This is a genomic window from Bacillus sp. 05T31 (genome assembly GCF_056396725.1).
Window position 1 is genome coordinate 15,084 of the sequence record NZ_JBFTMA010000020.1, and the last position, 13,172, is coordinate 28,255.

The 13,172-nt window shown below is 37.4% G+C and carries 4 protein-coding genes and 1 pseudogene; 1 reads left to right on the forward strand and 4 read right to left on the reverse strand.

Annotation, left to right across the window (positions count from 1 at the left end; translation table 11 throughout):
• Positions 1 to 56: 56 nt before the first annotated feature.
• From AC1DJR_RS02735 to AC1DJR_RS02750, 4 genes are read right to left on the reverse strand one after another with little or no spacing between them, the layout of a single operon-like run.
• Complete coding sequence (locus AC1DJR_RS02735) at positions 57 to 6,527, reverse strand: amino acid adenylation domain-containing protein (RefSeq protein WP_477001974.1); 6,471 nt, start codon at positions 6,525 to 6,527, stop codon at positions 57 to 59.
• Between the two features lie 2 nt (positions 6,528 to 6,529).
• A complete protein-coding gene (locus tag AC1DJR_RS02740) occupies positions 6,530 to 11,086 on the reverse strand; it encodes an amino acid adenylation domain-containing protein (RefSeq protein WP_429688407.1) in 4,557 nt (1,518 codons plus the stop codon).
• Positions 11,087 to 11,100: 14 nt separating this feature from the next.
• Positions 11,101 to 12,363 carry an MFS transporter gene (locus AC1DJR_RS02745; protein ID WP_429688408.1) on the reverse strand — a complete coding sequence of 421 codons (1,263 nt, stop codon included), beginning with the start codon at positions 12,361 to 12,363 and terminating at the stop codon, positions 11,101 to 11,103.
• A 22-nt stretch (positions 12,364 to 12,385) separates the two neighbouring features.
• Complete coding sequence (locus tag AC1DJR_RS02750) at positions 12,386 to 12,517, reverse strand: DnaB-like helicase N-terminal domain-containing protein (protein WP_350462749.1); 132 nt, start codon at positions 12,515 to 12,517, stop codon at positions 12,386 to 12,388.
• 526 nt (positions 12,518 to 13,043) lie between these two features.
• Here AC1DJR_RS02750 and AC1DJR_RS02755 point away from each other — a divergent pair.
• Positions 13,044 to 13,172: pseudogene (locus AC1DJR_RS02755) on the forward strand (serine hydrolase domain-containing protein); the annotation flags it as partial.

Genomic DNA, 13,172 nt, shown 5'->3' on the forward strand with positions numbered 1-13,172 from the left:
AAGCCAAGCTCTTTTCTCAGGAGAAAGTGAACTCAGCTTTGCATGTAAATCACTTCTCATTTTTTTACCCCTTCCTCAACTAAATTACTCTCGAATATTCCTTGTGCTTCTTCCTCTGATAGCTCTTCTAATTGCTTAAGTAGTTCAAGTAATTCTTCATCATTACTCACTTCTGCTTCTTTTTGAATATAGTCTTGAAGACTTACATTCTCCTTACTATCATTCTGTATTTCTTGATTTTTGTTATAGAACAATTGATCAATCTGTTTTGCCAATTGTTGCACCGTATGAAACGTAAATAGATCATGCAATGGTAACTCGATTCCAAAAGCCTCTTTAAGATTGGAAACAGCTTGTGTAGCAAGTAATGAATGCCCACCTATTTCAAAAAACGAATCCTGCACTCCAATATTTTCTACACCTAAAACTTGATGCCATATTGAAACGATTGTTTTTTCCGTAGGTGTACGGGGAGCAATATAACCCCTCACTATCTCCTGTCTCTCTAGTACTGGTAAGGCCTTCCTATCAATCTTTCCATTTGGAGTGAGTGGAAATGCATTCAATCCGACAAAATAGGCTGGAATCATGTAATTTGGTAGCTGGTCCTTGAGATAATCACGCCACTTATGAGCATCCCCATCTCCCACAACATAGGCAATCAAACGTGGATCACCAAGATAATCTTCCCGCACCATCACAAGAACTTCGTTAACTAATGTATGCTTTTGCAATGTCGCTTCAATTTCTCCTAGTTCAATCCGGAACCCACGAATTTTTACCTGATGATCGATTCGGCCAAGATACTCCAAATTTCCATCTGGCAGATACCTTACTAGGTCTCCAGTCCGGTATACTCGCTCTCCTTCTTTAAACGGATGCGGTATAAAACAATCTTGCGTTAAGTCAGGACGGTTTAAGTATCCACGTGCTAATCCTGATCCACCAATGTAAAGCTCACCAACTACACCAATTGGAACCATTTTTTGTTCAGCACTCAGTACATATACTTCTGCATTGAAGACTGGTTTACCAATTGGTGGTACCCTATACATGACACCCTTTTCTAATTCCATATATGTGGAATACGTAGTATCTTCGGACGGTCCATATAGGTTGTACACCTTCTCAATCGTACTTCTCTCGTATAAATCTTGAACGAGTGAATATGGTAATGGTTCTCCAGCCAAATTCATCACCTTTACCGAAGAAGGAATTGTTTTTGCGCGAACCAGTTCCTTCGCTGCCGATGGCACAGTATTGACCAAAGTCACACCCTTGGTAGACAACTTGTCTAGATGTAGAGCATTTTCAGCGACAATCACCTTACCACCCATCGTTAAGGGAACAAACACTTCAAAAACGGATAGATCAAAGGATATCGAAGTTGAAGCTAATACTCCCGCTAATTCCTTTTGGGAATATGTGTGATGCGCCCAATGAATCATTGTTACTGTATTCCTGTGCTCAATCATTACCCCCTTTGGATTTCCAGTGGAACCTGAAGTATAGATAATATAGGCTAAATTATCGCCCGTCACTTCACTGGTACACACTGTAGTTACTTCTTGTTCTATTTCTTCTCGATCACGATCAATACAAATCACGGCAACGGATTTAGTTATAACCATTTTTTGTTGTAACTTTTCCTGTGTCACCAGTACCTTTATTTGAGCATCCTCTAAAATGTATTGCAGTCGACTTTCCGGATACGCTGGATCAATTGGGACATATGCTCCTCCTGCCTTCATAATTCCTAAGAGGCCGACAATCATCTCGGATGAACGTGTAACGCAAATCCCAACCAATGATTCGCATGCAACACCATTTTTCTGTAAATAATGTGCCAGCTGATTCGAGCGTTCGTCCAACTCTCGATATGTTAGTTCTTCATCTTCGCACACTACTGCAATTGCTTCTGGTGTTTTTTTCACTTGTTCTTCAAACAATGTATGAATCGTGCTTTCTTGTATATCTACAACACCWGATTCATTCCATTCCTCTAGTAATTGCTTATATTCTGCTTTCGATAACATATTCAGTTCAGATAATAAATATTTTGGATGAGAGACAATTTGATTTAACCAATGTTCAAAATGACTTGCCATGCGTTCAATGGTTGTATCATTAAACAAATCAGTATTGTATTCAAAGGTTAGCGATAATCCTTCTTCCGTCTCAGAAGCAAATAAACTCAAATCAAATTTCGCAACAGAAGCATGACTTTCCATGAGTTCCATGTTTCTTTCAGATAGCTGAGGAAACGCTTGTTTCGTATTCTGTAAAGTAAACATGGTTTGAAATATCGGTGAATGACTTGTATTCCGTTCCGGTTTTACAGATTCCACCACTTTCTCAAATGGAATGTCCTGATACTCGTAGGCTTTTAGTGCTTTTTTTCGTACCTGCGACAAAAGTTCTTGGAACGTCGGATTTTCACTGAAATCTGCTCGATAAACCAACGTATTTGCAAAGAAACCTATTAATCCCTCAATCTCTTTAACATTTCGATTTGCAATTGGGCTTCCAACCAAGATGTCGTCTTGTCCTGTATAACGAGAAAGGAAGCTTTGATACGCTGCCATCAATGTCATAAATAAAGTGCATCCTTCTTGCAGACTTAAATCTTTGAGCTTTTCCTGTAGGGAATTCGCCACCGTTAAGGACTGACTTGCACCACGGTGGGTTTGAACCGCAGGTCGAGGACGATCCATCGGTAATTGTAAAACCGGTAGCTCCCCAGATAATTCTTCCTTCCAATATTGAAGGTGCTGATCCAAATTCTCTTCTTTTTGCCATTCCTTCTGCCACATGACAAAGTCTGCATATTGGATAGATAACTCCTTCAATTCCACCGGTTTTCCGCTTAGTGCTCCTTCATAAAAAGCCATCCATTCTTCAAGTAAGATTCCCATTGACCATCCATCTGAAATAATATGATGCATCGTACAAAGGAGAACCCATTCTTCCCTGTCCACTTTCAATATTCGTGCTCGAATTAGAGGACCTTGTCCAAAATGAAATGGTTCCTCCGCTTCGTTTTGAATGAGCCGTTTCATTTCTCTTTCCCTATCTTCTAAAGAGAGATCTGTTAGATCCGTTTGAGAGATATGTCTGAATACATGAGATTGAACCTGTTGAAAAGGTTCACCCTCTTGTTTTAGAATTATCGTTCGTAATGATTCATGACGCTCAAACAACTGATTCCATCCGGATTCCAATGCTTCAATTGACCATTTACCTGTTAAGCGACACGCTGCATGAATATTGTACATCGCACTATTTGGCATTAATTGTTCAATAAACCATAGACGTTTCTGCGCATAGGAAAGTGGAATAGATTCTTCTCGTGTCATAGGTACAAGGGGTGGAACCTCTCGTTTTTTATCTTCTTTGCGCAACTGATCTACTCGTTTCGCTAATGCTTCCACTGTATCGTGCTTGAAAAGTTCACGTAATGGGATTTTGATTTGGAACAATTCTTGCAATCGAGAGACGATTTGAGTAGCAAGTAGTGAGTGCCCACCACTTTCAAAGAAGGAATCCTGAATACCAATATTTTCTGTCCCTAACACTTGACCCCAAACCGAGGCAATAAGCTCTTCCGATGGCGTCCGAGGTAGAACATTTAAATCTCCAATAGCTTGCTCATCAGGTGCTGGCAAGGCCTTTCGGTCAATTTTCCCATTCGGAGTAAGCGGGAAGTGTTCTAACTCTACAAAGTGAGCTGGAATCATATGATTCGGTAATTGGTTTTGTAAATACTCTCTCCACTCTTGGGTATTTCCATCGCTTATTACATATGCAACCAATCGTTGATCACCTGGACGGTCTTCTCTAACTAATACGACAGCCTCTTTAATAAACGAACATTTTTCTAAAGTCGCTTCAATTTCTCCTAATTCAATCCTAAAACCGCGCATTTTTACTTGATGGTCCATTCTACCTATAAATTCTATATTTCCATCAGTTAGATATCTTACTGAATCTCCTGTTCGATATAGTCGTTCCCCCAATCGAAATGGATGCGAAACGAATTTTTCAGCAGTAAGATTCGGACGATTTAAGTATCCACGTGCTAAACCAGCACCACCAATATATAACTCACCCTCAATTCCTATTGATTGCAAGCGTTGATTTTGGTCTAATACATATAATTGCGTGTTCTGTATTGGCTGCCCAATAGAAACAAATTCTTGATTAGGCTGAATATCAAATGCATTTACATAAATAGTGGCTTCAGTTGGTCCATAAAAGTTGGTTAATTTCACTTGTCCACTATAATTCCATTTCTGTTGAAATCGTCTAACTAACCCTGAACTTAGTTCTTCTCCACCAGAAAATACATGGCGTACGGACGAACAATTCATGTTCAATTCAATATGATTGAAGTGATCTAAGAAAACAGATAACATCGAAGGTACAAATTGAACTATAGTAACCTGATGTTTTTTAATCACTTCAGCTATAATAGAAGGATCTTTTTCTCCACCTCGAGGTAGGAAAGATACACTTGCTCCAACGTGAATACCCCAAAATAACTCCCAAACAGATACATCAAATGAGAATGGGGTTTTCTGCAAGACCACATCCTTTTCAGAAAGTGGATATTTATGTTGCATCCATTCTAGGTAATTGATTACTGAATGATGCTCAATCATCACTCCCTTTGGATTACCTGTAGATCCTGAAGTATACATAACATACGCTAAACTTCTCCCTGTTACACCACTTATACATGGGATTGATTCTTCTTTTTTAATTGCAGTATAATCTTTATTCATACAAATCGTTTCAACATCTTCAGATATATATAAATTTTCTGAATCTTCTCCCGTCACTAGTACTTCGATTCCAGCATCCTCTAATATATAACGAAGCCGACTCTCTGGATAAGTAGGATCAAGTGGAACATACGCCCCTCCTGATTTTAGAATACCTAATAACGCTATCATCATTTGTAATGAACGTTCCATATATACCCCGACTAGAGACTCTGAACCTACACCACGCTTTTGTAAATAATGTGCTAGCTGATTCGCACGCTCATCCAACTCTCTATAGGTAATTTGTTCATTTTCGTACATAGCTGCGATTGCTTCTGGATTTTTCTTGACTTGCTCCTCAAACACCGTATGAATCATGCCTTCAGCTRAATATTTTACTTGAGTATTATTCCATTCCTCTAGTAACTGTGTCTGCTCTTCCACTGCTAAATGAGTAATTTCAAAGAGTTTTGAATCTAAGCTCTTCGTCATCTGAATTAATATTTGCAATAAGTGACCCTGAATCCGATTTATTGTTTCTTCATTAAAATAGCTTCGATCATACATCAACTTTAAAGTAATTTTCTTACCGGGCATTACAATGAGTGTTAAAGGATAATTTGTTTGTTCCGCGCTTTTAACATCTAGTAATCTTAAATCATCATTTCTCTTACCTTGAATTGGATAATTTTCAAACACATACAAGGTATGAAATAAGGAACTATTCCGCGGAACCTCACTCCACCCTTGAATATCAACCAACGAATTATGCTCATATTGTCTTCGTTCCATTTCTTTCATCTGTATTTTACGAAGCCAATCTACTACTGATGTATCATCCGTTAATCGAATTCTAGTAGGTAATGTGTTAATAAATAGACCTACCATATTCTCTGCTCCTATCAAATCAGTAGGACGTCCAGAGCTAGTTATGCCAAATACGATGTCACTTTCACCGCTATACCTACTCATCAAATAGGCCCATGCGCCTTGTACTAACGTATTCAATGTTAATCGACTATTTCGTACCCACTCTTGTAAATTCTCAGTGAGTTCCTCAGATACCTGATAAACACACTCTCCATAGCCCTTCTCCTGTTCTTGATCCTTTCTTTCCATCGCTAATGGCGTAGGTGCATAAAACCCCTTTAATTCTTCTGTCCAAAATTCCTCTGCTTGACTTTGATCTTGTTTATTTATCCACTGGATATATTTTTTATAAGGAAGAGATTTAGGAAGATTCAACAATTCTCCCTTTATCATCTTGAGATAAACTTCCATCACTTCACTAAAGACCAATGACACACTCCACCCATCTAGCAAAATATGATGATGTGTCCAAATGATTCTCGTTTCCTCTTCTGCTTCTTTAATCGCAGTGACTCTCATCAACGGTGCTTCATCCAATAAAAATCCTTTTCTACGATCTGCAGTCAAAAACTGGTGTAATTTCTTCTCCCTCTCCTCATGCGAATGGGCACTCCAATCCTCTTGATGAATAGTAAAAGGAAGACGTTGGTAAACTGCTTGCAGAGGTTTTTCTACTTCCTCCCACACAAATACTGAGCGTAGAACTTCATGTCGATGAATAACATATTCCCAAGCCTTTTCAAAAGTAGCAACATCCAATTGCCCCCCGAGCAAGAAGCCTACTTGTACAATGTAGGAAAAAGAATGTTCATCATCTTGATCGTATAAAGTATGAAACAATATTCCTTTTTGCAAAGGTGATAATCCATATATATCTATAACGTCTCCCATCTTTACACCCTCTTCTTTGTTAATTTAAGTAATACTTTGCTCAAGCTTTCTTCCGTAAGATCCTCAGCATCAGCAAAATCTGATACTGTAAAAGCTGACTCTGTTGTTGGTTTATTTATAAGTTGACGAAGATGCCTCAACATACCATCTGCTATCGCTTGAATTTTTAATCTAGAAAACTGTTCTCTACTATAAATCCAAACAAAATGTAACTTCTTATCTTTTACCATACCGATAACATCAATTAGATGCGATGGCTTGGAATCTGGAGCATGATCTAAAAATGTAAATCCTGTCTCTTGCATAAACAAAGATTCCTTTGAAAACACTTGATCAAATTGGCCCAAATAGTTAAAGCTTATTGAAGGCTTTTGCTGATAAAACGGAAGTAATTCTTTTTTCAAGTAACGTAAAATACCATAATCAACTCCACGATTCGGAATTTGACGCAATTGATCTTTTACAGCCTTTAATCCTTCAATAGGTGTTTTAGTTCCTTGAAAATTCAGATGAACAGGATAAATACTCGTGAACCAGCCCACTGTCCGTGATAGATCAATACCTTCAACCATCTCTTCTCTCCCGTGTCCTTCTAGATGAATAGAAACCGTTTGCTGATTTGTAAAATCGACGATAGCTTGTCCTAATGCCGCCAATAGTACCTCATTAATCCTTGTCTTATGAGTCATTGGAACTTCTTGTAACAATGCATGTGTTTCTTCTACTCCTAAAGTCCTCGTCACTTGATCAATCGATTCTTCTGTTGTTTCTTGCATTGGATAGTCCATTGGAATTTTCATCGTTTCTTTTTCTACCCGTTCATTCCAATAATCTTGTACTTCTTTTGAAATACCCGAATCACTGTATGCCTGCAGGCGTTCCGACCACTCTTTAAAAGATGTACTTTTCGCAGATAGGCGAACTCCTTGACCTTGTTTCATCTGGTTATATACCGCCTGTAAATCTTCCAATAGAATTCTCCACGATACTCCATCTACTACTAAATGATGAATCACCCAGAATATTCGATCATTTCCAGACAAGGTGTCCTCAAAGTAAACTACTCTCATTAACGGACCTGTAACTAAATTGAAACTAGTTTGAGTAATGTTCATCTCTTCTTGTATTACTTTATTCCACGCTTGTTCATTAGCTTTGTTCCGTTTTACCACATGAAGTACAGAATGCTCATCAGTCCCTTCATTTCTCTGCCTCCACGTTCCATTTGGTAACTGTTCGTACCGGAAACGTAAAGCATCATGATGTTTTAGTAAGTTTAAGATCGCTCCTTCTAGTAACTTCACGTCCAATCTCTCTTTTACTCTTAAAAGCATCGATTGATTCCAATACTCCGGACGTGAATGTTCTTGCTCGAAGAACCAGTACTGAATTGGAGTAAGGGGCACTTCTCCTGTCACAATTCCCTGCTCCGCTTGTACTCCCTGAGTTTCTATAGCCACTTGTGCCAACTCGGCAATGGTTGGGCATTCAAACATTTGCTTTGGAGTAAGTTTTAATCCCTCTTGACTTGCTTGAGATATGATTTGAATACTGAGAATCGAGTCGCCACCAATTTCAAAGAAATTATCATGAATTCCTACCTTTTTAACACCTAATACTTGCTTCCAGATGGTAGCCAGTATCTTTTCGTTACTATTCCGAGGGGCAACAGCTTCACTGTTAGTCTGCTCTTCCTCCGGCATAGGTAAGACCTCACGATCAACTTTACCGTTAGCTGTTAGTGGAATGGCTTCCATCGTCACAAATCTCGAAGGGACCATATAGCTCGGTAGTTTCGCTTTAAGATACTCTCGCCACGCATCTACATTTCCATCTCCTACAACATATGCTACTAATCGTTTGTCACCCGGTTGATCTTCTCTAACAATTACAACAGCCTCTTTTATAGATGCATATGCATTTAAAGTAGACTCAATCTCCCCAATCTCAATTCGGAAACCACGTATTTTGACCTGATGATCAATTCTTCCACGATAATCCAGATTCCCATCTGGCAAATACCTTGCTAAGTCTCCTGTCCGATATAATCTTGCTTTCGGATCACTACTAAATGGATGAGGTATAAAGCGCTCTGCAGTTAATTCAGGTCGATTTAAATACCCACGTGCAAGCCCTGCCCCGCCAATATAAAGCTCACCATCTACACCTATAGGTACAGGTTGTTGATAAGCGTCTAGTATATACACTTCTAAATCTGGAATCCGCTTTCCGATATTACTTCTTGAAGCATGCTGCACATCATCTTGAGTAATTGGATAATATGTAACATGAACGGTAGTTTCTGTAATTCCATACATATTAATTAGCTGCGGTTTTTTCTCCCCATACCTTTGAAACCACGGTAACAAGCTAATAGGTTCTAACGCTTCTCCACCAAATATCACATAACGCAGCTGCAAGTTTTTATTCTCATCTTCTTGTTCACACACCTGTATTAACTGTCGAAACGCGGAAGGTGTTTGATTTAGAACTGTGACTTCTTCCTTTACTAACAGTTGATAGAAATCTTTGGGCGATCGACTAATCCAGTACGGAACAACAACTAATTTCCCACCATATAATAATGCTCCCCAAATTTCCCATACTGAGAAATCAAATGCATAAGAATGAAAAAGCGTCCAAGTGTCTTTTTCATTAAACTGATACCAACAGTCCGTCGATTTAAATAAACGAATGACATTGTGATGCTCTATCATAACGCCCTTTGGATTCCCTGTTGATCCCGAAGTATAGATTACGTAAGCTAGGTTTTGAGAACTTACATCAGAAAACGGTAAGGTCTTACTTTCTTGCCCAATCTCATCTCTATCACGATCCAGGCAAATCGATTTAATATTTTCTGGTAACCATTTCAATTCTTTTAAACTTTCTTGCGTTACGAATAACTGAATGCCAGCATCCTCTAAAATATATTGAAGTCGCTGCTCTGGATATGTTGGATCAAGTGGAACATAGGCTCCACCAGCCTTCAAAATCCCTAAAATACCTACAATCATTTCTAGAGAACGTTCAACACACAGCCCAACTAAAGTATCAGGTCCTACTCCTTTTTTCTGCAGATAATGAGCTAACTGATTTGCACGTTCATTTAGCTCCCTATAAGTAACTTTTCCTTTTTCATACGTAACTGCAATAGAATTTGGATAAATCATCGCTTGCTGTTCGAACAATTCATGAATAGTTACTTGAGGTGGAAAATCAAGCTTAGGATTGTTGAACTCTACTAAACTTTTTCTTTTATCTTCTTCTGAAATAATTTCAATCTCAGAAACCTTTTGCTTTGGGTTTTTAAATGTATTTTCTATTATTGCTAACATGGTTTTAAAAAAGCGGTTTATCTCTTCTTTAGAAAATAGCTCTTTACGATAGTCAATATGTACTTGTAAAGAGTCTATATCAGTCAAATTCTCAATATGTACTGCAAAATCTTGCATTTCTTCACCATTTGGAATCCAAAGTGAGTCACCACTTTCATCACGATCTCTATAATCAATCGTAGTTCCGAAAAGTCTAACATTGCTGTTATTCTCTTTATTAATCTGCTTTAATAACAAATCAAATGGGTATTTCTGATGTCGTAATGATTTACTTTGTTTTCTGGACACCCTACCAATAAATGAAAGTACTTCTTCTTCTGGATCCATATCCATTCTTAGAGGAACCGTACTCACCATCATTCCAATTAATTCCCGTTCCATTTTAGTCATACGATTGCCATAAGCCATTCCTAATGCAATATCAAGCGATGAGGTCCACCGATACATAGACAATGAGAAAGCAGCAACAAAAAGAGAATATACACTTAATTTATAATCTTCAGAAAATAACCCTATCTTTTTCTTCAAATGCTCCGATAATATAAACGTTTCACGTGATGCTTTGGTACTAACTTGGTACGTATTATAAGGCTTCAATCCCGTCACAGATGGAATTGTTTTAAATTCCTCTAACCAGAATTTTTGATCTTTTTGAAAGCGAATACTATTCAAGTATGTTTGTTCATTGGCCAGAAATTGAACATATGAATTTCTAATTTCGCCTTCCTCAGTCTCGTTATGCATCTCATAATAATATTTTGCAATCTGACTGGTAAATATTTGGATTGATAAACCATCCATGATAATATGATGAACATTCCCAAAGACTGCACATTCATTATCGTTTAATTTTATTAAAGCGAAATAGTATAAATCTGAATTAAATAATGTAAACGTTTCTTTTGTTTTCTGCTCAATCCATTTCTCAAGCAAATCTGAATCCTCCACGGAACTGAAATCGAAAAACTCAAATTCTTGTTCTTCATGTTTAATAAAATATTGTTCAGGTTCCTGATGCCCATTTTCTTTTAATCTGATGCAAAGACCATCATTTTCACTAATAACACGATTCACAACTCGATTTAATTTTGAATAATCCATTTTTCTATGAAGTTTAAACAAAAACCTTAAATTACATATCCCTTTACCGGAATGAATAACTTCTGTATACCATATTCTCCTCTGTGGATGACTTAACGGATAACATTCCTCATTGGCCATAAAAAATCTTCCCTTCAAAAATTATTTACTCTTACAGGTTCTTGTTTATGTGTAACCCATAAATATTTCTGTAGTGCAACCCCAATTACTGCAATGATGATGAGCCCAATACCCACATAAAAATAGAGTTGAATTACTCCGAAAAAGTGAACCAGTGGACCGCTCATAGCAGGAGAAATAATGAGGGCTGCATTTGCTAAACTGCTTTGAATCCCAAATACTCTTCCGACCTGTTCTTGATGAGATTCTATTTGTAGAATGACTTGATTGGATACAAACATAAGTCCACTTCCAATACCAGCTATAAAACTGATCAGATAGGCAAAAATGAGAGATGCATCAGGACTTATCAGAGTTATCAGACTGATTCCTCCAAAGCCAATTCCCATTAAAGCAATACCTCCACATATTATCCAACCATATTGAAAATGTTTTAATTTCTGAGTTAAGAATGCGCCAATTATTCCCCCAAGACCAATAATAGAAATGATGTATCCCATTTTACTCTTATCATTTGGGAACAAGCTCTTAAATAAAGTAGGGAACTGTGAGTCTACTAATTGTAATACTGCCATAGCTATTGTAAAGAAAATCATGGTTGATAATATCATCCGATTGGATAATACATAACCCCAGCCTTGTAACCAAGCAGTCCAAGTACTTTGCTGTTTCTTTTCTATATGTTCTCTTGACAGAGATTCCTGTAACCTTATTGTGGGCAACAGAACCAAAGCAGCTAGTAAACAGCATATTGCCCTTATAATCAGACAAAACTCTGGCTGAAACCAGCTCAGTAACGTTCCTCCTATAAGTGGGCCCAGTATCTTGGTTCCTTGCTCAACTATCCCATTGATACTTACTGCTTTGGTAAGCAGATCAGGAGAAACAATCTGTCGTGTTAGTGTTTGCTGTGCAGGATAGTAAAAAACGGTAAAAATGGAACGAACCATTAATGCTAACAAAAGCCAATGAATATTTTGGACAAATAAAAGAACAATTGTTAATAAACCAACCATTAGATTACAAAACATCATAATTGGAATTTTTCTAAAGCGATCAGCAATCACGCCTGCCCATGAACTAAATATAATCCCAGGAAGTGCATACGCAACAGGAATTAATCCAATCATGGTGGGGTCTACTTCCCATTCAAAACTAACAATGGTCATAATGGCTAACATGTCAATAAATACTCCGAGCATAAGCAGTGAATACGCAGAGAAAACTTGTAAATAAATTGTATTTCCCCATAGACTTTTTGATTCGGTAGTTTTCATAAAAACGAGCTCCTTAAGTTTACTAAATAGGGAAGATAGAAACTAATTGGGTGGAATAAGAGACTTCTCCCGCCTCTTCAACCCTATTCTTTTTTTGCAGTTCGTTTGTGATGGTAATGAAATCAATAGCTTGCTTAGACTTTCTCAAAGACACTAACGCTCTAAAAGTGAGATATTGACTAACAATTAAATCATAACACTCCTATTAATGGGATTATTTTCTAAAAATAATATAGAAAACAATGAATATTCCGATTATTATTTTCTGAAAACCAGAAATATTTCTATAAAACAACTAAATTAAGATTAAATCGTATCGCAGATTTTAAATAATATTAATAAATAGAATCTATTTTGAACGTAAGAAATTTGTAAGGAATGGGTAAGGAAAAAGAGAGTTTCATTGTATAGGATAAAAATATTACGAGGCGTGAAAGGCGGAACAGATATGACTTATATATGAAAAACAAACTAGTAACAAAAGTGTTTCAAGGAAAAGAAGTAATTTCTGTGGTTTACAAACATGTGAAAAAAGAGAGATTTACCGTTTGTTAGGGCAGAATGGCGTTGATAAAATAATACTTATGAAGATGATTACAAATTCAATGTTGACCTTTTGTAATCGGTGAAGATGATAGCTGTGTGGTKAGTATGAAAYAKCAAGCAACCACCTATACAATATGAATAGAGGAGAGGAATGCCTTATGAAAACACGTAGTCAAATTACATKTGCAAGTCTGGCTCTTTTAATAGCTGGAAGTTCCCTGTTATATACAACACCAACCTCAATTGTAAAAGCAGAGCCCACT

What these genes read in the sequence shown, in the direction of transcription:
- AC1DJR_RS02740 (WP_429688407.1), bottom strand. Translation starts at nt 11,086, where the DNA reads ATGGCCAATGAGGAATGTTATCCGTTAAGTCATCCACAGAGGAGAATA.
- AC1DJR_RS02745 (WP_429688408.1), bottom strand. Translation starts at nt 12,363, where the DNA reads ATGAAAACTACCGAATCAAAAAGTCTATGGGGAAATACAATTTATTTA.